The 19,493-nt window shown below is 38.3% G+C and carries 21 protein-coding genes and 6 pseudogenes; 10 read left to right on the top strand and 17 right to left on the bottom strand.

Annotation, left to right across the window (positions count from 1 at the left end; translation table 11 throughout):
* Window positions 1–34 precede the first annotated feature (34 nt).
* The 3 genes and pseudogenes from MK805_RS18160 to MK805_RS11490 form a co-directional block, all read right to left on the bottom strand.
* Window positions 35–112 (bottom strand): annotated as a pseudogene (locus MK805_RS18160) (zinc ribbon domain-containing protein); the annotation flags it as partial.
* Window positions 113–395: 283 nt separating this feature from the next.
* Window positions 396–1,165: pseudogene (locus MK805_RS11485) on the bottom strand (ATP-binding cassette domain-containing protein); the annotation flags it as partial.
* The gene (locus MK805_RS11490; RefSeq protein WP_240876027.1) at window positions 1,158–1,934 is read right to left on the bottom strand and encodes an SMI1/KNR4 family protein; all 777 of its coding nucleotides are present in this window, start codon (window positions 1,932–1,934) and stop codon (window positions 1,158–1,160) included. The gene MK805_RS11490 and the pseudogene MK805_RS11485, both read right to left, overlap by 8 nt.
* Before the next feature lie 345 nt (window positions 1,935–2,279).
* On the opposite strand from MK805_RS11490, the gene MK805_RS11495 reads away from it, so the two are divergent.
* A complete protein-coding gene (locus MK805_RS11495) occupies window positions 2,280–3,569 on the top strand; it encodes a helix-turn-helix domain-containing protein (RefSeq protein WP_240876028.1) in 1,290 nt (429 codons plus the stop codon).
* Window positions 3,570–3,607: 38 nt separating this feature from the next.
* On the opposite strand, the pseudogene MK805_RS11500 reads toward MK805_RS11495, so the two are convergent.
* Window positions 3,608–3,908: pseudogene (locus tag MK805_RS11500) on the bottom strand (transposase); the annotation flags it as partial.
* Between the two features lie 82 nt (window positions 3,909–3,990).
* On the opposite strand from MK805_RS11500, the gene asnB reads away from it, so the two are divergent.
* Complete coding sequence (gene asnB, locus MK805_RS11505) at window positions 3,991–5,835, top strand: asparagine synthase (glutamine-hydrolyzing) (protein WP_240876029.1); 1,845 nt, start codon at window positions 3,991–3,993, stop codon at window positions 5,833–5,835.
* A 395-nt stretch (window positions 5,836–6,230) separates the two neighbouring features.
* Here asnB and MK805_RS11510 read toward each other — a convergent pair whose 3' ends face one another.
* The 3 genes from MK805_RS11510 to MK805_RS11520 form a co-directional block, all read right to left on the bottom strand.
* Window positions 6,231–6,776, bottom strand: a complete 546-nt coding sequence (locus tag MK805_RS11510; protein ID WP_240876030.1) for a flavodoxin family protein — start codon at window positions 6,774–6,776, stop codon at window positions 6,231–6,233.
* A 276-nt stretch (window positions 6,777–7,052) separates the two neighbouring features.
* On the bottom strand, window positions 7,053–8,117 hold the full coding sequence (locus MK805_RS11515) for a M42 family metallopeptidase (protein ID WP_240876031.1): 1,065 nt from the start codon (window positions 8,115–8,117) through the stop codon (window positions 7,053–7,055).
* Window positions 8,110–8,769: a YneB family resolvase-like protein gene (locus tag MK805_RS11520; RefSeq protein WP_240876032.1), complete on the bottom strand. Its 660-nt coding sequence runs from the start codon at window positions 8,767–8,769 to the stop codon at window positions 8,110–8,112. The genes MK805_RS11515 and MK805_RS11520 overlap by 8 nt, the downstream gene beginning before the upstream one ends.
* 58 nt (window positions 8,770–8,827) lie before the next feature.
* On the opposite strand from MK805_RS11520, the gene MK805_RS11525 reads away from it, so the two are divergent.
* From MK805_RS11525 to MK805_RS11535, 3 genes are all read left to right on the top strand, one after another.
* Complete coding sequence (locus MK805_RS11525) at window positions 8,828–9,010, top strand: DUF896 domain-containing protein (protein ID WP_240876033.1); 183 nt, start codon at window positions 8,828–8,830, stop codon at window positions 9,008–9,010.
* Window positions 9,011–9,087: 77 nt separating this feature from the next.
* Window positions 9,088–9,417: a transcriptional regulator gene (locus MK805_RS11530; RefSeq protein ID WP_240876034.1), complete on the top strand. Its 330-nt coding sequence runs from the start codon at window positions 9,088–9,090 to the stop codon at window positions 9,415–9,417.
* 73 nt (window positions 9,418–9,490) lie between these two features.
* On the top strand, window positions 9,491–10,060 hold the full coding sequence (locus tag MK805_RS11535; RefSeq protein ID WP_240876035.1) for a GNAT family N-acetyltransferase: 570 nt from the start codon (window positions 9,491–9,493) through the stop codon (window positions 10,058–10,060).
* Between the two features lie 166 nt (window positions 10,061–10,226).
* Here the strand turns inward: MK805_RS11535 and MK805_RS11540 are convergent.
* From MK805_RS11540 to MK805_RS11560, 5 genes and pseudogenes are all read right to left on the bottom strand, one after another.
* Window positions 10,227–10,498, bottom strand: a pseudogene (locus MK805_RS11540) (formylglycine-generating enzyme family protein); the annotation flags it as partial.
* Window positions 10,499–10,562: 64 nt separating this feature from the next.
* Complete coding sequence (locus MK805_RS11545) at window positions 10,563–10,727, bottom strand: hypothetical protein (protein ID WP_240876036.1); 165 nt, start codon at window positions 10,725–10,727, stop codon at window positions 10,563–10,565.
* A gap of 104 nt (window positions 10,728–10,831) precedes the next feature.
* Window positions 10,832–11,695: an SDR family oxidoreductase gene (locus MK805_RS11550; RefSeq protein ID WP_240876037.1), complete on the bottom strand. Its 864-nt coding sequence runs from the start codon at window positions 11,693–11,695 to the stop codon at window positions 10,832–10,834.
* A 101-nt stretch (window positions 11,696–11,796) separates the two neighbouring features.
* Complete coding sequence (locus MK805_RS11555; RefSeq protein ID WP_240876038.1) at window positions 11,797–12,522, bottom strand: DsbA family oxidoreductase; 726 nt, start codon at window positions 12,520–12,522, stop codon at window positions 11,797–11,799.
* Between the two features lie 79 nt (window positions 12,523–12,601).
* Window positions 12,602–13,036: an Rrf2 family transcriptional regulator gene (locus tag MK805_RS11560; RefSeq protein ID WP_240876116.1), complete on the bottom strand. Its 435-nt coding sequence runs from the start codon at window positions 13,034–13,036 to the stop codon at window positions 12,602–12,604.
* Between the two features lie 226 nt (window positions 13,037–13,262).
* Between MK805_RS11560 and MK805_RS11565 the strand changes: the two genes are divergently transcribed.
* The 3 genes from MK805_RS11565 to MK805_RS11575 all read left to right on the top strand — a co-directional run bounded on the left by MK805_RS11565 (window position 13,263) and on the right by MK805_RS11575 (window position 15,464).
* The gene (locus MK805_RS11565) at window positions 13,263–13,835 is read left to right on the top strand and encodes a PadR family transcriptional regulator (RefSeq protein WP_240876039.1); all 573 of its coding nucleotides are present in this window, start codon (window positions 13,263–13,265) and stop codon (window positions 13,833–13,835) included.
* Complete coding sequence (locus MK805_RS11570; RefSeq protein ID WP_240876040.1) at window positions 13,819–14,805, top strand: BtrH N-terminal domain-containing protein; 987 nt, start codon at window positions 13,819–13,821, stop codon at window positions 14,803–14,805. The genes MK805_RS11565 and MK805_RS11570 overlap by 17 nt, the downstream gene beginning before the upstream one ends.
* Before the next feature lie 272 nt (window positions 14,806–15,077).
* The gene (locus MK805_RS11575) at window positions 15,078–15,464 is read left to right on the top strand and encodes a hypothetical protein (protein ID WP_240876041.1); all 387 of its coding nucleotides are present in this window, start codon (window positions 15,078–15,080) and stop codon (window positions 15,462–15,464) included.
* A 118-nt stretch (window positions 15,465–15,582) separates the two neighbouring features.
* On the opposite strand, the pseudogene MK805_RS11580 reads toward MK805_RS11575, so the two are convergent.
* From MK805_RS11580 to MK805_RS17850, 4 genes and pseudogenes are all read right to left on the bottom strand, one after another.
* Window positions 15,583–15,994: pseudogene (locus tag MK805_RS11580) on the bottom strand (VOC family protein).
* A gap of 216 nt (window positions 15,995–16,210) precedes the next feature.
* Window positions 16,211–16,921, bottom strand: coding sequence for a YoaK family protein (locus tag MK805_RS11585; RefSeq protein ID WP_240876042.1), 711 nt, complete (start codon window positions 16,919–16,921; stop codon window positions 16,211–16,213).
* Between the two features lie 206 nt (window positions 16,922–17,127).
* On the bottom strand, window positions 17,128–17,301 hold the full coding sequence (locus MK805_RS11590) for a hypothetical protein (RefSeq protein ID WP_240876043.1): 174 nt from the start codon (window positions 17,299–17,301) through the stop codon (window positions 17,128–17,130).
* A 65-nt stretch (window positions 17,302–17,366) separates the two neighbouring features.
* On the bottom strand, window positions 17,367–17,495 hold the full coding sequence (locus MK805_RS17850; protein WP_255724617.1) for a hypothetical protein: 129 nt from the start codon (window positions 17,493–17,495) through the stop codon (window positions 17,367–17,369).
* A gap of 581 nt (window positions 17,496–18,076) precedes the next feature.
* Between MK805_RS17850 and MK805_RS11595 the strand changes: the two genes are divergently transcribed.
* Window positions 18,077–18,358, top strand: coding sequence for a hypothetical protein (locus MK805_RS11595; RefSeq protein WP_240876044.1), 282 nt, complete (start codon window positions 18,077–18,079; stop codon window positions 18,356–18,358).
* 308 nt (window positions 18,359–18,666) lie between these two features.
* Window positions 18,667–19,014 carry a hypothetical protein gene (locus tag MK805_RS11600; RefSeq protein ID WP_240876045.1) on the top strand — a complete coding sequence of 116 codons (348 nt, stop codon included), beginning with the start codon at window positions 18,667–18,669 and terminating at the stop codon, window positions 19,012–19,014.
* Window positions 19,015–19,077: 63 nt separating this feature from the next.
* Here MK805_RS11600 and MK805_RS11605 read toward each other — a convergent pair.
* Window positions 19,078–19,454 (bottom strand): annotated as a pseudogene (locus tag MK805_RS11605) (hypothetical protein); the annotation flags it as partial.
* Window positions 19,455–19,493: the final 39 nt, after the last annotated feature.

Raw genomic sequence — 19,493 nt, forward strand, 5'->3', positions numbered from 1 at the left:
GGAAATAAGAACTCAAATCTTAGACCTGCCGTGATTAATCAAAAACCTTCTTGCAAAAATTCTTGGCTGCGTTGATGTCTCGATCATGATGAATGTTACATTCTGGACATGTCTATTCTCTTAGCTCCTTTGCTGCTTTGTTTTAATCCACAACTGGACAATGTAGTCTGGATGGGGAGGTTTTCTTCTTTTTCACAAGGTTCTCCCATACCATTGGCTTTGTATTCAAATCAGACCAAGATTCATAGTAATGCACATCACTACATGGTGATTGTTCACCACCGAAAAGATTGGTAGATAGGCAGAACCTCTTATCTCGAGTCATTCCAACAAAAGAGAATGGATCCTTATATAAGGTCCATTCTCTTTTGTAATCAGTCAAATATAACCCTGTATCAAACTTCTATCTTTTTAGTAGCGATGTTTTTGCAAAATTCACTATCGTGCTCTACAAATAAAAGAGTTGGTTTATATTGAAGCAGTAATTCTTCGATTTGTATACGTGAGATTACATCTATAAAATTAAGCGGTTCATCCCATATATACAAATAAGCTTTTTCACAGAGACTTCTTGCAATTAGTACTTTCTTTTTCTGTCCTCCACTAAAAGTAGATATATCATTTTCAAATTGAATTCTAGAAAATCAAGTTTTCTTAAAATGGACTTAAATAAGCTTTCTTCAATATCATTTACTCCAGCGTATTCTTTTAAATTCCCTTCTAACATGGAAGGATCTTGGGAAACATAAGATACTTTAAGTTGAGAGCTTTTTCTAAAATCACCATTGTATTTTATGTTTTTATTACAAATCAGTTTTAGAATACTCGATTTGCCAGATCCGTTTTTTCCTGACAATGATACTCGTTCCCCCTGTTCAATTGTAAAACTAATATCTGAGCAAATCCGTTTTTGATCGTAATAAATCGTGACATTATCTAGTTCAACAAGTTGACTTTTATGAAAAATGAGTGGTGAAACCTTCAATTTGTCGGCCTGTTCAATGTTCTTAAGTAGCTTTGATTTTTCCTCAATAGCTGATTGCTGCCTCTTCTGCATCACTTTTGAATGTTTCATCATTTTAGCAGCTTTGTGTCCAATATACCCTTTATCTACCTTGGAACCAAAGTTTCTAGTTCCATTTTTGGTTTTCTCCACTTCATTCGTTTCTGGATACAAAAAATTGAAACCATTTCCTCCACTTTTCCGCAGCTTCTCCTTCTGCATCTATACCTTCATCTGTTAGAAAAGGACCATATTGCCAGCTTTCATTGCCAATGCAATAAAGCGAAGTTATTTGATCAATAAAGGTATGAAAAGAATCAGCGAGATAAGTCACCTCTTCGGTTTCGTGATCCCAGTACACAACAGCCGGTTCTCCTTCTGCAAGCAAATCAAAGGCAATGATATCTCCATTATCCACTGACATAAACTGTAATTTATTATGTAGAGAAGAACGATACCATTTCCTATTTTTCCATTCTTCCTCATATTCCTTGACGAATTTTTCATGATCATCTAAATTACCCGAACCAGTTACACGCCATATTATGTCCATAGCAGATTGATATTCGTTATAGTCATTCCCTCTTGCATCCATTTGTGCGGCTCGAGATTCCAAGTCTTTTAAATTAAAATCATCAATACCCCATCGAATCGTCCCTGAACTTATACCTTCAAATTCTTCTGGAATCATATCTTCTATCTCTTCATACATGTTCCAATATAGATCTACTCCCTTGGAAAAATGAAGGAGAGTGTGACGAAAAGTCGCAGGCAATGAATAACCCAACTGTTTTTCTATTTGTTCTACTTCCTTTTCAGTTGCAGGAGGATGAATGGTAAGTGGATAAATATTCTCCTTTGGTAGCACACGTTGAATTTGCTCGTATGTAGAATTCCAGATTTTTACCCATTCCTTATATTTTTCCTGCATTGTGTTCACACCTTCTGTTATTTTACTTTAATCTTAGATATATTTATTTGTTCACTAGTATGTATTTAAAACAGTCCATCCGTTTCTTATTACTACTTGAGTATTGTCGGTCTTTAAGATAGTTATCAAAAATGAATTAACAGAAACTTTATAATCCTACTCCAAATTCTACCAAAATATCTGATATAATATGGAGTGGTTACCTAGCTTAATTGTTACTATATAATTTAAATGAAACAACTTCAATTATAAATGTATAGATTCTTTTGTTAGATATCATGCCAACAATTAACTTTTACAATCTTAATGTGAAAATGATTAGATTTATATTAGTGAGGAATATTTATGGAAATATCTGATTACTTTATTGGTTATCTAGTACGCAAAACGAGACAAGAATTAGGATTAAACCTCAAAAATTTATCAGCAATAGCTTCAATCAGTACGTTATCAAAGTTTGAACGAGGACAATGCACGCTTGGAAAAGAAAAATTAGAACATCTATTTTCTATTCTAAATATTCAAACTCAGGATATTCCAAGCATGCTAAAAAAACTAAAACAAGATCAAGCAATACAAGATCTTGTTTTTCATGCTATTGAATCCATGATTAGACAAAATGTCTACTCTTTAGCACGTTTCAAAGAAGCAGCTAACTATCTTCATTCTCAGACAACTATTATTTACTTGAAAGGAAAATATTATTTGCAACGAGGCAAATTAGAAAAGGCAAGCCAACATTACAAAGAAGTGATAAACGCCAAAGATCACGACTATATTGACATGCATTTAAATATTCTAGCTTCTGCCTATTTAGATTTAAGCATGATCGCAGATAAAGAAAATAATTTCAACCTCGCATTAGAATATTCCGAGGAAGGAAATACAGCATTTCATCCAAATGGAAAAAGAAAATATGTAGAGGATGATTTAATATACAATAAAGCACTTTTTCTTCTTAAACTTGGAAGAATAAAGGAATCGAATTTAATCATTGAACAGATTTGGAATAATAGACTGGAAATAGAAAGTGTTTCAACCAAGGCAAGAGTCTACAAGCTGATGGCGGTCCTACTAAAGTATCAAGGTAGGTATGATGAAGCAACAAATATACTAGAAGAAGCAATTGAAATTGCTACCACTAATTCTCTCATTGATATAGGATTTGAGTTGTGGATTGAACTAGGTGATATCGCTTATATAAGAGATCTATACGATTTCAGCGAAAAAGCCTATGAGATAGCATTACTATCTAAAAATAATTTAGAATCGAAAACCATCATAACAGAGGCACATATAAGCCTGGCCAGGCTTTATGCAAAAATTGGTTTGTACAAAAAAGCAGAGACGGAAATCCAACGAGCAATAAACATTGCAGAACAACACAAAGATATGTATAAATTAACGAAAGCTTTGCTTTTACAGGGTAAAATACTTATTGAAAACAACTTAGAAAAAGCAATGCTGGTTTACTACAGAACTTGGGAACTAAGTAAGACTTATGATCTCAAAAGATTAGAACATAAAGTCCTTTATCATTTAATCAAACATGAGAAAAATAAAGAAACTCAACAAGAACTTCTATTAAGAAGATTGGAATTAGAATTGCTAATGAACAATAATGGAAGTGTATGAAAACAAAGCCCCCTTCATATGTAGTGAAGAACTAAAAATTACGCCACAAGCTGGTTGGAATGAATCCTGTATTGGATAGGGCTCATACCAGCCAGTTTTTGTTTTATCCGTTTGTTATTGTAGTAGTGAATGTAGTTGGTAATCGCCTCATGCAATTCCTCGTATGTATGAGAAGCAACACCATAGTAGATTTCTTGTTTGAGCAACCCAAAGAAGTTTTCCATCGGTGAGTTGTCCAAAGTTTCCTTTGCGGGACATACTTTGAAAAATCTTGTGTTGGCGAAGCGTTTTACCCCATTTAGCATGCTGGTAGTGTCATCCTTGGTCGGAATGAATGGTCAAAAATGAAAATATTCAATAAAAAATATGCTAATATTTAAGTATATGATATTTAGAAGATTTACGAAGGGGGTAAAAATTGATGTGCGGTATTGCTGGTTGGGTCGACTGGTCGCGTGATATCAGTTGTGAACATAAGATTATAGATGCCATGAATCAAGCAATTGCTCCACGTGGACCTGATGAAGAGGGAAAATGGCTATCTGAACATATCATCTTGGCAAACCGACGTTTAGTAGTAGTTGATCCTGTTGGAGGTCAACAACCAATGATAAAAAACATTGGCGAACGTAGATTTGTCATTGTATATAATGGTGAAATATACAACATGAATGAACTGCGTCAAGTACTATCAGCACAGGGATATGATATTCATACGACAAGTGATACAGAGTTAATTCTACTTTCTTATGTTGAATGGGGGATAAATTGTCCGGTTCACTTAAACGGAATTTTTGCTTTTGCGATTTGGGATGAACAACAACAAGAACTATTTCTGGCCAGGGATCGTCTTGGAGTTAAACCTCTTTTTTACACCCAACAAACTACTTCTTTTCTCTTTGCATCTGAGATCAAATCCCTACTTACTTTTCCTCAAGTTCAGGCCGAAGTAGATGAACAAGGATTGGCAGAATTGCTTATAATGGCACCTGCTCGTACACCTGGCATAGGTGTTTTTAGAGGAATTTCTGAATTGAAACCAGGATATTCCCTTGTTTTAAATAGAAAAGGTATTCGAAAGCATAGATATTGGCAACTTACAAGTCATCATCACACTGATTCTATCACTACCACAATCAATCAGATTAAAGAGTTATTATTTAAATCCATAAGGAAACAACTTCATTCCGATGTTCCAATTGGTGCAATGCTATCTGGTGGATTAGATTCAAGCGCTATTGCAGTTATTGCCAAAAAAATTTTAGATGATAAGGGAATACAGTCTTTTCCTACATTTTCTGTAGATTATAAGGATAATCAAAAATACTTTAAACAAAATGAATTTCAATTTAGTGAAGATACTCCATGGGCTAATTGGCTTGCCCAACAAATGCAATTTCAACATCACAGTGTAAATATTAATAATAGGGAATTAATTCACTCACTTAATCATGCAACAGAATCACGTGATTTGATTGGAATGGTTGATTTTGATGCATCCTTATATTTATTTGCGCGCGAAATCAAGAAAAAAGTAAAAGTAGTCTTATCTGGAGAATGTGCAGACGAATTATTTGGAGGCTATCCTTGGTTTCAACGTCCAGATTTAATCCAATCTCCTACCTTCCCCTGGGCCGCCATGTATGAAAAACGAATACCATTCCTCTCAGAAGAAATAGTTGCAAGAATCACCCCTAAAGAATATTTTCAATCCCGTTATACAGATGCCCTTTTGGAAGTCCCTCGGTATGCAGGTGACAATGATAAGGAAGCCCGTTTACGTGAAATCTCTTATCTTTGTTTAACGCGTTCGATGCCTATTTTATTAGATCGTAAAGATCGTATGGGAATGGCTTTTGGTCTAGAAATTCGTGTGCCTTATTGTGATCATCACTTAGTGGAATATGTTTGGAATATACCTTGGAAAATAAAAATGGCTGGCCCTCAAGAAAAATGGCTACTACGACAAGCGTTAAAAGGAATACTACCAGAAACTATCCGAACCCGAAAAAAAACACCCTATCCAAAAACACATCATCCGAATTATTTGCGTATCATGATGGATCAAATGCGTGATTTACTCTCTCAACACGACTCCCCTATTTTTCAGTTAATGAATCGAAAGAAAATGAAAGCATTTCTCGAACAAGATCTACGTACTCTTGACTTCCCATGGTTTGGTCAATTACTTAATACCCCATCTTTTCTTGCATACTGGTTACAACTACACCATTGGTTAAACCATTACAAAGTCAAAATATTATAATTTCAACGTTGCAAATACCAGGTTTGACGAAGTTGCTTTCCGATGGGAACACATTGATCAGCTAGCTTTGCAATTTAAACGGGCTCTACGATCCATAGTTTTGATGGTTGATTTTGCTACTCCACCAGCTCATGCCCCACTGAAGGTCTTTGGAGTTGGGTAGCTGAATCGATTTTAGTTGCCCCCGAAAATAACGTTAATTATATAAATAACAAGGATGGGTTGGGACGCAGGAATCTTTAATTGATAAGAATGAGTATTTCTCGCTTAAATTGAGCGTAGGTGCACATCAACGTACAGTAGTTGGTTTATTTTGTCGAAAATATGTCCAAGCGTACAATTTTCTTTTTTGGGAACGGCGACCCCAAAAGGAAAAGAGTAGCTTTGTAGCTACTCTATAACAACTCTTGAATTTTTTTATTCCATGTAGCAGCATTTTCAAGTGCACGCCTGTCGTTTTGAACTTCTTCTGGTTTTGTACCTTGCCCAATCAAATACCCAATCATAGACATGTTCATAAAATCAAAAATGTATTGAAATTGTTGAACCAAAGGCAATGCTTTGATATGTATACGGTCTCCTCCAACAATTAATACAAATGCCTGCTTTTTGGCCATTTCTCCGCGGAAATCCATTGTTTTATCACGCAAGCTCTGTGACCAACGATCCACAAAATTTTTCATGAGACCAGACATTCCATACCAATAAAGAGGCGTTGCAAAAAGTAGAAGATCATATTCCAGAACTTGTTTTAAAACTTGATCATAATCATCATCAACCGCATCAAATCCGTTTGCCTCATGTCTCTGATCAATAATAGGATTAATACGATAATCCCTCAAAAATAATGTAGCATGAGGGATATCTTTTAATAACACTTCTGTCAAATACTCAGAGTTCCCTTTTTTCCGAGAGCTGCCGTTAATGACTAAGACTTTCATAATTGATCAACCTTTCTATCCTTTGCCTGTACTTTCTTATACATTATAATGATAGTGAGCGAGAATAATTCAATAAAAGGAGTGGGGTAAATGCCAAATCATGGTGAAATCGATCCCAACTATAAACCCTTTAGTCCAAAAGAAATTAGAAAATATTGCTCAAATTGCAAAAGATGGCACGAAATCAACATTAATTACCAGCCAATAAACCAATGTCCTAAATGCCGGGTGATGATCTAAATAACTTGCGTTCCTCCCAGAGAGGAACGGATTTAGCTAATATCGAAGAAATGAATCTATTGTGCTTTTATCTAACTTTTTGGCTATTGCCTTTGCAAATTTTTCTGCTGCTTCTATATCTTCTCGATCTACAATCGTTGCATGAGAATGAATATATCTACCACAAATACCAATTGCAGCTGAAGGAACTCCTTCACCAAACAAATGAACTACTCCTGCATCTGTTGCTCCTTTTGAAATAAAAAATTGGTAAGGAATTTTTTCAGATTCTGCAATATCCAGTAAAAAATCACGGACTTGCGGATGCGTAATCATGGATCGATCAAGGATACGAATAAGTACACCTTTTCCGATTTCTCCAAACGCATCTGGAATCCCTGGTGTGTCCCCTGCTGGACCAACATCAACTGCGAAAAATACATCAGGTTTAATCAAATTCGCTGAAGTAACAGCCCCCCTTAAACCAGCTTCTTCTTGTACTGTTGCACCTGCATATAGTGTATTAGGTAATCTTATGCCATTTAGAGCACGCAATAACTCAATAATCAACCCACAGCCAAAACGATTATCCCATGCTTTAGCAAGTATCCTTCTTCCGCCCATTAAAGGAGTATAGGGACTAATCGGAACGATAGGATCACCAATAGAGACTCCCCACTCTTTTACCTCTTCATCAGAACGTGCGCCAATATCAATAAACATTGATTCTATATCTGGCCCTTTTCCCTTTTTCTCTTCTGATAACAGATGTGGCGGAACGGAACCTATTACTCCCGTGACACATTTCCCAGATTGTGTCATGATTTCCACACGCTGCGCTGGCAAAACAGTTGGACTCCAACCTCCGAGTGTTTGAAACCGAATAAAGCCTTTTTTCGATATTTGAACGACCATAAAGCCTACTTCATCCAAATGACTAGCGAAAAGAACTTTGGGATCTCGAGATAACCCTCTTTTTACTCCAAAAATACTCCCTAATCGATCTTGAATTATCTCATCTGAATACCGATTAAGATAATAACGCATATGATTTTGGACCTTTTGTTCAAAACTAGGAGGTCCAAACGCTTCTGTAAATGTCTGATAAATATTGTCATCCATTCTGTAATTCCTCCTGTTCAGCTAACCATTCTTTATATCTTCTATGTACAGTAGCTCGAGAAACTTCATAGCCAAATCCTTTTAATGTAGCGGAAATCTCTTCATATGTAAGCTTTTTTTCCTTTAAAGCTACAATCTGTTCCATCGGAACCTCTTTTTTCTCTCTGCCGCCTAGACCTTGATTTTTAAGATTTTTAGCGGGATTATACCCTTTTTCCTTTACAGCGCGCTTCATCCCCCAGCTAATTTTTTGATTCATCATTTTACGCTGTAACTCTTCTACTTTCGATATGATATGTAATACAGTAGATTCACCAGCATCAAGTGCTAATTCTCCTCCATGAAGTTTGCAATATATTCGACAGCCAGCTCGATGTAATTGGTGGATAACTGCAAGCTTTGCCTCTCCTCTACCCAGACGTGTATCGTCTTGTACTAGAATAGCATCTACTTTGCTTTTTTTCATTATTTCTAACATCTGGTATAATCCTTCTCTATTCAAATCATATCCACTATGCTGCTCTTCAATAACTTGGAGGACATTCATTTTTAATTCTTGGGCCCAACTTTTAAGTTCTTCTTGTTGTCGAACTAAGCTAGACTCCTGTGTATCTTTTTTGGTACTCACTCGCGTATAAATAATGGCATTCATTTTTTCGTTCCCTTCCTGCTGTACTTCTGTTACACTCTAATTGAAGGAGTGTGTATTTGTGATAACACCTGAACTCATTGCACGTATCAACTACCTAGCTAACAAAAAAAAGGATCTTGGATTGTCTGAAGATGAAATACAAGAACAAAAAGAACTAAGAGAAATATATTTGCAAGGAATACGTGGCCAAATGCATGACCATCTATCTCGCATTAAATTTGTGGATGAAGATGAAAAATAAGGATAATTAATTATACCAAAAAATCGATATTTTTTTTCGATTTGATTTGCAAACTAGTTTAAGGAGGTAGATTTGTGATGATGCCTTTTCAAGAGATGGCCAAACTAAATAAACTCATTCATGAGCCTGCTCGTTTAGCCATTATGAGTGCTTTGGAAGCTTGCTCCATGGCAGAGTTCTTATTTCTCCAAGAACTCACAGGCTTAACCAAAGGAAATCTATCTAGTCATCTCTCCAAATTGGAAAGAGCAGAGTACCTTCTCATCAATAAAAACTACATCCGAAAAAAGATTCCACAAACCACCATACAGATCACTCATGAAGGTGAAGCAGCACTTCGAGCATATTGGAAACAGCTTGATAGGATAAGAGAAGTAACAAAACAATGGCAAAAGACGTCATTTTAAACCTACTATGACGTTTCCATATACACAAAAGCGATCCGCTCACACCGGTTCGCTTTTTTTAGGAGAGAAAAATATGCAAAAAGTAGAGATACGAAGACCAAATTTGAATGATGTGAAAGAATTACATTCATTTTTTGACGAAGTCATTCATGATACCTTTGCCAAAGAAGGATTGTCAGATTGGAATGAGGATATAACAACAGAGGTACAGAGCAAACAACATCACTTACAATTGGATCTTTCTAGTAATGGAGAAATCCGTTATTTTTTAATTGCAATTGATCCTCCTTCTAACAGTATTGTTGGCACCATCGAATGTGGCTCTCCTAACAATATAATCACTAGCAACACAAATAAATCATGGAAAAAACTAATAGAAATTGCAACCGTATTCGTACACCCAAATTACCAGAGAAAAGGTATCGGGAATACTCTTTTGCATTCGATGTTGATTACATTGCTCAGTAGAGGGATCCAAGAATTTTGTTTAGATAGTGGATATTCGCGTGCACAAAATATTTGGGAAAATAAATTTGGAGCACCAAATATTTTACTTAAGGACTTTTGGGGTCCAGGAATGGATCACCTGATCTGGAGGCGATCTATAAAAGAAACTCCCATTCTTTTTTCAACAAACAAATAAATGAGTTCACTTGGCACCCTTAATGATAGGGAAACTTGGGAGACACATGTAAAAACAGGACACAAATTGGGCAAATCCCGTGCACCTTTCAAATAGAAATTTTGTTAAACATAATTAAACCGATTCCTTAAAAGTAGTTGGACCCGTTGGAAACGTGTTTTTTGTTTTAAATGGATCTAGCAATTCTAAAGCTGATATCATCAATATAAAAATCAGGCATACTCTTTCGTCGACAAGTGGCTCCACAACCTCGTTCTTCTTCCGCCAACTCCCTCCCCGAATGATCCGATAATTACCAAAAGTTTCTATATTATATAAGTCTCAACATCATCCCCAAATTTCCCCTATCATGTCACTCAAACCCCATTCATTAGGCATTTTCTCGCCTACTTCATGGCGTCTTTCATTCGAATTGCCTTTATACCAAGCAATATCATTAGTAAGAACAGCAGTCTATACAATGAATCAAGACACGACTAATAGATCGTGTCTTGATAATTAATTATTTATCCCATGGATTCTTTCGTGATGGTTCTAAAACTTTGTCGGACTTTGCTTCTAGATACTGACGCGGAACCCCATCGTAATCTCCTTTTGGTCCTTTTGCCCAATTTGATTTTGGATTAGCAGGTTTAATATCTTCTTTTGCTTTGAACCAATCAGACATAATGATTCCTCCTGTGCTTTCAATATATTATTGTATTCTAACTAAAGAGGGAATATCCTGTATTTCCTCTTTAATTCAGGTGGAAAAATTTATAAAATTAGTCGTCAGGAAATGGATTGAACTAGTTGGCCTAGAGCTGTCTGAATCGGTGTTAGCGGCCTACCGAGTAGTTTCTCGAAGTCATTACTTTCTACTTCCAATGTTCTTTCACGAATTCCCTTCTGAATCCCGACGAGAATCGGAACAACGAAGTCTGGTACACCGATATGATTCATGATACTGGCATAGGTAAAATCGTCGACTTCCTGAACAGGTACTTCTTTATTCAGAACACTACCAAGTGCTGATGCCAATTCTCCTTGAGTCAAAAGTGTTCCGGACAATTCGTAGATCTTGTTCTTATGACCGCTTTCTGTAAGCACAGCTGCTGCTGCCTCCGCATATTCTTGTTGAAGGGCCCAGCCCACTTTGCCAGATCCTGCTGATGTCACCCAAGGTTCCCCTGCTAGTACACCTTGAATGCTTGATATTTCATTTTCCAAATACCAATTGTTGCGCAAGAAAGCATAAGGAATACCGGTTTTTAAAATTTCCCTTTCCGTGGCTTGATGAGGTGGAGCCATTAAATTTTTGCTTTCACTTGCATTCGCAATGCTTGTATATGCAATAAAACCGATGTTCGCACGGGCTGCGGCTTTTACAGCATTTATATGTTGGTGAATTCGGGTTTCATTGTCTCCGTCCGCAGAAATAATCAGGATTCTATCAATCCCAGCAAAAGCTGTATCCAACGTTTCGGGATGATCAAAATCTCCTTGTCGAACCTCTACGCCTTGATTACGGAATTTTTCTGCTTTCTCTGGATTGCGAACACTGACAGCCAAATGGTTTGCTGGTATGGTTTTCAATAAAGAATCCACTACTTTTGAACCTAATTTCCCTGTTGCTCCTGTCACTAAAATTTTCATCGTATTTCCTCCAATATGGTTATTTATTGTTGTAATATAGTATGTTACAACAAATGTATATAATAAAAGATCTCTAATGGGAGCTTTTTGCTTATTCGATATTACTTCTTAGGCTTAGCCGATAGTGTACAAGCATCATCACAAGTCGATGACATAGATTCACTCTCAACGTCGTTCAGCACCTCCAGCGACTGCGATTCCTTCCAAGCAGTATATAAAGCTCGGAGAAACATATCGGTGGACTGCGCTCCAGATACGGCATATTTTCGGTCGATGATGAAAAATGGTACGCCACTTATACCGAGCTGACTTGCTTCTTTTTCATCTGCTCGCACTTCTTCAGAATAAACCCCATCTGCAAGTACTTTGAGCACTTCATCGTGATCCAGCCCTGCCTTTACCGCTAATTCGGCCAACGTTTTGTGATTTCCTAGATGTTGAGAATCAGTAAAGTAGGCACGAAACAACTCTTGTACCATTTCGTTCATTTTACCTTCACTAAGAGCATATTGTGCCAATCTATGAGCATCAAACGTGTTTGTCAATATCATAGTGTCGAACTCGAATCTAAGCCCGACTTCCTTCGCTTGCATCCCGAGATTTTGGTTCATCGCCATCGCTTGTTTCCGGCTCATGCCATATTTGATAGCCAACATATCATGTACATCATGATCCACATCTCTTGGTGCATTTGGATCAAGCTCAAAGCTTCGGAAAATAACTTCTACATCATCTTTATACTCAAATTGGTCAAGGGCGGCTTCTAGCCGTTTTTTTCCGATGTAACAAAAAGGGCAAGCAAAATCGGACCAAATTTCAATTTTCATTCTAGCCTCATCCTTTCAGTCATTTTGAGTGGGTGTTGTAATCGAAACTGTTACAACAGTTTCAAAAAAAATTAGTATATTATTGCCTATTTATCTGTTCGTTAAGCTCAGAAACTAATTCATGCATCGTAATATCAGCTAGGATTGCTTCCATTGCATGTTGTGCCCGTCTTACGATCAGTTCAAGGACGTTTTGAATATTTGCACCAACCGGACAATCTGGATTCGGTTGTTCATGGATGTGAAAGAGCTCCCCTTCCTCCATTACCTCAACTGCTCGGTAAACATCCAGCAACGTAATTTCTTCCAATCCTTTAATCAAAAAAGCTCCTCCCGTGCCAGCTCGAACCCCTGCCAATCCTGCTCTCTTTAATTGTCCAAGTATTCTTCGAATAACTACTGGATTCGTGCCGACACTATCGGCAATCCATTCGGACGTGCCATGTGCATTTTTAGCAGTAGCAAGCAACGAAAGAATATGAACCGCTATGGAAAATCTGCTGCTTATTTTCATTACTGACACCCTCCGGTTGTAACTATAATAATTACAACTGAGGGAAATGTCAAGACGATACATCAAGAAAGTTACTTTTGTTACTAATGCCATCGTTCTTTCCTTTTATTTAATGGATTATGGCATTAAAATCAGTCTTCACGTCCTCTAAGATTCAGTCATTGAACTTTTATTCCACTAGTGTTATATTACATATATGAAATACTGGAGATAAAGGGGTCTGTCTATGCATCCAATTTCGAATGTCGAATTCATGCTACTGCAAATGATTGAGGAATGCCATGAAGCTTCGGGGTACGATATCAAGAAGTTAGTTGAGCAGCGAGGCTATCGGGAATGGGCGAATATCGGCACGACTTCGATCTACACAGGACTGAAAAAACTTAGCGATAAAGGATGGATCGCATCCGAGGAATCCGACGAAAAATCGGGCAAGGGACCAATACCGACCCGGTATACCTTGACCAAAGCCGGAATGACCAAGCTGAGAAATGAAATCCTTGACAGTCTATCGTCAACACGAGAGCGCGACAACCGCTTCGATCTCGGTTTGGCTGCTCTGCCTGTTATCGGAAAGGACAAGGCAATAGTTGCTTTGCAGAAACGATTGGTTTTTCTACGAGAGGCTTTAAAAAAGATAAGGCAGAAGTACAAATTGCAAGGTGACGTTCAACTTCCGCTGAATGTAAGAGCACTGTTCTTGCATTCGATAAGCATGATCAACAACGAAGAACAGTTTGTATTCAGTTTAATTAACGAATTGCAGGAGGAGACAGAGGGAAATGGCCAAAATCATTGAAGGTTTCGTTCCTTACCAAGGTGAACATTGCGAAACGACTGCCATGGGCAATTTACTGCAATTTGCGGGAGTACATCTGTCGGAACCGATGCTTTTCGGACTCGGACAAGGTCTTGGATTCATTTATTGGGACTCGAAGAAAATGGAATTTCCATTCATCGGAGGAAGGGTGAAACCGGATGAATTGACGGCTAATCTCGCCAACATTCTAGGTTTAACCATCAAAATTCGAGATACGTCTTCCGTTAACAAAGCATGGCAGAACGTAAAAAGTTGTATCGATCACGGGATTCCGGTCGGGCTGAAATTAGATTCCTATTACTTGGACTATTTCACGAACAAAGTACACTTTGCCGGTCACTATGCGGTTCTATACGGCTACGGCGCGGATGTCGAATACGCATACATGGCGGATACTGCACAGCAAGGAGGACTGGTGAAAACGCGTTTGACAAGCTTGGCCGCGGCCAGAAACGCAAAAGGACCTATGAGTTCTCGAAATCGTTCCTTTACGCTTGAGCCAATCGATGCCTTACCGCCACTTGTTCCCGCTATACGTGCATCTTTGACCAAAAATGCACATGACTATTTGCACCCTCCCATTCGCAATATCGGGAATAAAGGCATTGTCAAAATGAGCGGTGAAATTCTGAAGTGGCCTTCTCGCAGCAACAACATCGAGCATGACCTGTGCCTGACCGCATTGCTAATGGAACGCGCGGGAACCGGGGGTGCTTTGTTTCGGAATCTGTATCGGGATTTCCTGAAAGAATGCGCCGATCGGTTAGAAGACCCGAAAATCGAACAAGCCCACCGTTTGTTTACGGAAATCGCTCCAATGTGGATCAATGTCTCCGAGATGATCGATCATGTAGGAAGAACGGGTAGGCACCAAGAGTTACAACAGGCATCCAAACTTTTGCTTGAGATTGCGAATAAAGAACATGCAGCGATGGAGTTATTGTTGTGATGGAATCACCACTCCATCGATAAGTGACCAAACACCGGTAATGCAAGCCGCCCGTCGTACCCTGTTTTCGGCAACGATTAGTTTTAGGAAACTTCAATTACACTGCCCATCACTAGGAATTAACCTATCACTTTATAAAATTAATCCTCTACCGACTACAACAATTGAACCAGTCATATAATCCGCTTTTTATTTCAATACACTTCCGAATATTACATTTATGGTAAAATATAGGTTGTATTATGAATATTACGTAAATGGGAGAGATTATCATGAAAAAATACGTTGAGAAATGGATGACTGTCTGTTTCATAATGGCTTTGATATTATCGCTTGGATTCAGTCCTGTAAGCGCAGCAAACGTCACAAGCAACACCAAAAAAGCCGGTTGTGTCGATGTTACTTTGTATGAACATGCTAATTATGAAGGCGAGTGGCGGCACTATGGCTGTGTTGACTCAGAAGGTTATTATTCACTAGGTTGGTGGGATAATGAAGTATCTTCAATTATAATTAATGATTTTAATGGTGCTGGGACAAATTGTATTAGAGTGTATGAAAATCAGCATTATGGAGGAAAAAGCACGGTTTTTTGTGGAGAAGTTCCTTATGTAGGGGATGCTTGGAATGATGATATAGAGTCTATGCGAATGGAATAATACATGAAGGAGATTTCCACTGGTAATGAAATCCCAATTTTCAGTCTAGTAAGAATGAAAGTTGGGATTTCGTATGTTAAGAGATACTAAGAGATTACATTATTAACTTATATTCTGTTTATTCCTCTATTTCAAACTGAGGATTCCAAACAATCTCCCACAAGTGACCATCTGGATCTTGGAAATAACCAGAGTAACCGCCCCAAAATGTATCATGAGCCTTTTTGATGATAGTGGCACCAGCCTTTTCTGCTTGTTCCATTACTTGGTCTACTTCTTCTCGACATGTAACATTATGACCTATTGTAAATTCTGTAGCGCATGGATCTGTTGGCTCTATACCAGTGTCAAAAGCAATATCTTTTCGCTTCCAAATAGCTAATCGTAAACCACCTTGCAACTCAAGCTCCATGTTCAAATTCCTGACCGATAATTCCTTGGGTGGGAAGTCCCAATCCATCCCGATAGAATACCAGTGACTTTTCTAAATCATCGACACCTATTGTGAGTACAGATATACGAGATTTCAATAAAATCTCTCTCCTTTAGCATCCGCTTTAAAATAAGATCTCTGACAATTTCCACTTCAACCTTTACCGCTACATTATAATCCATTTTTACATTCAAGATCTATTTCTAGTATAGGCCCAGTGATAGGGTTGCTGCTCTAGTCTCAGAATTACTATTTAAATACATGAAACAAAGAACCTTCATCTTCCTGATAAGGCTTATTCCACTGTTTTGATCTAATTCTCCCATGCCCCATCCTCATTGCGAAAAAGAAATACTGCACCCAAAAGACTCATAGCTGCAATCCAAACCGATTTTATTCCTAAACAAGGTACTACATATGCTCCAAGCAATGCACCAGTGAAAAATGCAAGAACTATCCCTAGAAAACGGGTAAAGCGAACTTTTTCTTTTTTATCATGGGTAAATAAAGCTAAGTATGCTGCTTGCGATGCAGTACGCAAATTGCCTGTTGCTACTGTGTTGTTATACGACCATTTATCCAGTTTATCAAAATATGCCACCTGCACAGAGGCGACAAAAGCGATAAGCGAGGTGATGATAATATTCGGAACTACTACTGGAATAAAACCAATGACAAATAAAATTATGCACTCGATAAGTAAGACAAATCGTGCAGTGTTGTGCGGTTTCTTTGGATGTTTCATCCGTTCTGCAAGAGCAACTCCAATAATAAAAGCAAGAATCGGTGGAATGTGAATAAATGCTTGATGCCACTGTCCTTGTGCCATTTTTACACCGAGTAAGACGACATTTCCTGTCTGGGCATTGGCAAAAACTCCATTTCTTGTAACATACGTGTATGCATCCAAAAAGCCGCCAACCATCGCCAAGAGCAATCCTAACAATAAAGAGGTAGCAGTAATGATATAATTGGAGCCCTTTCTAGGACCATTATCCTTCTTTTCTACTGTCTTGGAGTTCATACCATTTCAAATCCTTGCTTTTCTTATACCTCTATTATGTCCAACTAGCATACACATAAAATAGAACTTGAAGAAGGCTCTCACCGAATACATTGATGAATACACTTTTATTTTAATAGAGATCTCCATCCACTGGTTATCAGCGATTTAACAACGGTGGCTGCCATAGACCATCGATTCGATAGGTAAAGTAGTGCTGGCTAAGATCAGCCGATGATACATGTTGGACTTCTTGGAAACCTGCCTTGAGGGCCAAAGCCAATTAGGCCGACCTTGTCTTTAAGTATATATGGTGGTGAATCAACCTGTACATGCAAAACTCTCCACAATGCAACCCGAACTGCTGTATGATCTGGTGCCGTATTTTGATTATCATGCATGTTACTCTATCTCCTGTCGAGTGAATCACTTGCTTTTTTATGTTTTTTCGGCCTATTTTAACCTTTTATTTATCTTGAATAATTCCCTTAATATGTTTACCAGTAAAGATTAACCCCAATTGGTGATTAACGGGTTCTGAAATTTCCTTCATATTATGTTGATTATTTATGTGTTGTATTCCAACTTCTTTCATTATGAATTTCCCTCCGTCTTTTCTCAAACTTAGAGGTAGGTTTTTTACTATAAAAAATGAACAAGTTTTTATGTGTGTGATTTGTAGTACAAACTAGTTTTCGATTGGATTAATATAACCCTTCTATGAAACCTCTCTCCTTTCACTGCGCTAAAAGGGGTACCAGGGAGATACCTGTAAAAATAGGACATAGCCTAGGAATATTTACCAATTGGCTTGGGAAGCCCAACAGTCGTTGGGTTAATGCATTTTTAACCTGTGAAATCCAACGCACCTTCAAAAGGTTGTGGAGACTGCTTCAGATCAATGATGTAATCTCCAAATCGTTTAATATGACTTGTCAAGTAAGGACTTATGAATCGAACAAATTATAACTATAAAGTGACGCAGAAGACTAATTCTATGACATTTTTTATAAGGAAAGTAAGCCTCTACTTTTTAGTTAAAGAGGTTGAATTCCATTGCAACGTAGCAAGATACAATTGTAGGAAGGATTGGGATGTGGTTATTTTATGTCCGAAAATAATGATGGAGTTATGGTAAGATTGGGGTAATCAACCGAACGATCAAGGGTCAGTCTGATGATATTCCCGATGTTTATCTTTCTTGTCGTACTCCTCCTCTTTGTGATTGGGCTCCTGATCTACTTGATCAGGCTCGTACGCAACCCACCTATCATCCGAGTCGGACGGACCTGTAATCACAAGGTATTCGGATCGCTTCCCTCTATCTACTTCACGCTGAGTGATGGTAGACGGGTGAGAGTGGGCATTACCATCAGTGGCGTTGTTGGTGGGAATGACCTCCGTACACCACCTTTTCGCGGAGATTATGAACTGGAGGAGCTTGGAGAAGAAGAGTGAATTCCAGCTCCTAACAGGTCGTTCACGGTTCTGTGGTGGAAACATGTCCACCACAGAACCAACATAAACTTTATGCTCAAAATTCAGAAGCTGATTAACAAGAAATATATAAGGGATACGTGAAATGTTTCGTACATTAAGGGGCCACAGCATTAACTATTTCGTCCATACTGTTTTTCAATTGCGACCGAACCAAACTTGTCGCATTCTTCTACAGACTGTGTCGAGTTTTGATGTTCATTGATACTAAAACTAGTATACAAAAGTAGTATAATGATAGTGGACACCTGCCCAACAAGTGGGGATTTATGCGTTCAGCATATTCATATATCGTCGGGTTCTTTGCTGCCCTTGTTGCAGCAAAGAGCTGTCTCTCTCAGTTGGAGGGAGTGAATCTTGGAGAGGACGTGTCTCTCTGGGCTTTGTCACCCCTGCTGATGCTCGTGCTGTTCTTTCCGCCCAACCACCTTGTTCGGTGGGGCGCTATCGCGTCTTCCGTCACCGTACTGGTAGCGGAAGGGTATGAACGATCTTACCAGTCCCTCACAGGGGATTGGCTTTCAGCGGAGGCCTCCATCATTTCCTTCTGGGTAACTGCAACTGCAGCGATCATCATCACCGTGACCGCGATCAGGAAGCGGCAACAACAGGAGTAGATGGTGTCCAAGCGGCTTCGTTGTACTGCTAAGGTAGTACAACGAAGCCGCCGGTCTTTATGTCTATAGCATCGAAAGGGATATGAATTCTCTTTTATGACATAACATGTCAATCGTCTTTTTCTCGTAGTGGGAGATTTCCGCCCATTTTTCTCAAGTAGATAGAATGGGGCGAAGGAGGATCTTTGTATAGGCTTGGGTGTTTTCCTGTTGGATGGCTTGATGGAACAAAGAGAAATAGATTTGAATCATGTAAAAAGCTTTATACTCACTTAACTCCACCTATTTATGGCGTAGTAAAAATTCTTGCATCCGAAATAGTTAGTGGAACAGATAAGAACCGCAATAAATTGTCCATACAGATGACATTCTATCCTCTCTCGTTTGACCTCTTTGCATCGGTCCATTTGAAAAAATGTTTTGAATACAAGTTCTATCTGGGGTATGGAACTGATTAAAGCCGAGCACCAGTCAACTCC

Origin of the sequence: Shimazuella soli (assembly GCF_022511585.1) — a bacterium.
GTDB classification, from domain to species: Bacteria; Bacillota; Bacilli; order Thermoactinomycetales; family Thermoactinomycetaceae; genus Shimazuella; species Shimazuella soli.

Bases quoted from the DNA above. Each gene is read 5' to 3' on its own strand.
- MK805_RS11490 (WP_240876027.1), bottom strand. From the start codon at position 1,934: ATGCAGGAAAAATATAAGGAATGGGTAAAAATCTGGAATTCTACATAC.
- MK805_RS11495 (WP_240876028.1), top strand. From the start codon at position 2,280: ATGGAAATATCTGATTACTTTATTGGTTATCTAGTACGCAAAACGAGA.
- asnB (WP_240876029.1), top strand. From the start codon at position 3,991: ATGTGCGGTATTGCTGGTTGGGTCGACTGGTCGCGTGATATCAGTTGT.
- MK805_RS11510 (WP_240876030.1), bottom strand. From the start codon at position 6,776: ATGAAAGTCTTAGTCATTAACGGCAGCTCTCGGAAAAAAGGGAACTCT.
- MK805_RS11515 (WP_240876031.1), bottom strand. From the start codon at position 8,117: ATGGATGACAATATTTATCAGACATTTACAGAAGCGTTTGGACCTCCT.
- MK805_RS11520 (WP_240876032.1), bottom strand. From the start codon at position 8,769: ATGAATGCCATTATTTATACGCGAGTGAGTACCAAAAAAGATACACAG.
- MK805_RS11530 (WP_240876034.1), top strand. From the start codon at position 9,088: ATGATGCCTTTTCAAGAGATGGCCAAACTAAATAAACTCATTCATGAG.
- MK805_RS11535 (WP_240876035.1), top strand. From the start codon at position 9,491: ATGCAAAAAGTAGAGATACGAAGACCAAATTTGAATGATGTGAAAGAA.
- MK805_RS11545 (WP_240876036.1), bottom strand. From the start codon at position 10,727: ATGTCTGATTGGTTCAAAGCAAAAGAAGATATTAAACCTGCTAATCCA.
- MK805_RS11550 (WP_240876037.1), bottom strand. From the start codon at position 11,695: ATGAAAATTTTAGTGACAGGAGCAACAGGGAAATTAGGTTCAAAAGTA.
- MK805_RS11555 (WP_240876038.1), bottom strand. From the start codon at position 12,522: ATGAAAATTGAAATTTGGTCCGATTTTGCTTGCCCTTTTTGTTACATC.
- MK805_RS11560 (WP_240876116.1), bottom strand. From the start codon at position 13,036: ATGAAAATAAGCAGCAGATTTTCCATAGCGGTTCATATTCTTTCGTTG.
- MK805_RS11565 (WP_240876039.1), top strand. From the start codon at position 13,263: ATGCATCCAATTTCGAATGTCGAATTCATGCTACTGCAAATGATTGAG.
- MK805_RS11570 (WP_240876040.1), top strand. From the start codon at position 13,819: ATGGCCAAAATCATTGAAGGTTTCGTTCCTTACCAAGGTGAACATTGC.
- MK805_RS11575 (WP_240876041.1), top strand. From the start codon at position 15,078: ATGAAAAAATACGTTGAGAAATGGATGACTGTCTGTTTCATAATGGCT.
- MK805_RS11585 (WP_240876042.1), bottom strand. From the start codon at position 16,921: ATGAACTCCAAGACAGTAGAAAAGAAGGATAATGGTCCTAGAAAGGGC.
- MK805_RS11590 (WP_240876043.1), bottom strand. From the start codon at position 17,301: ATGCATGATAATCAAAATACGGCACCAGATCATACAGCAGTTCGGGTT.
- MK805_RS17850 (WP_255724617.1), bottom strand. From the start codon at position 17,495: ATGAAAGAAGTTGGAATACAACACATAAATAATCAACATAATATGAAG.
- MK805_RS11595 (WP_240876044.1), top strand. From the start codon at position 18,077: ATGATATTCCCGATGTTTATCTTTCTTGTCGTACTCCTCCTCTTTGTG.
- MK805_RS11600 (WP_240876045.1), top strand. From the start codon at position 18,667: ATGCGTTCAGCATATTCATATATCGTCGGGTTCTTTGCTGCCCTTGTT.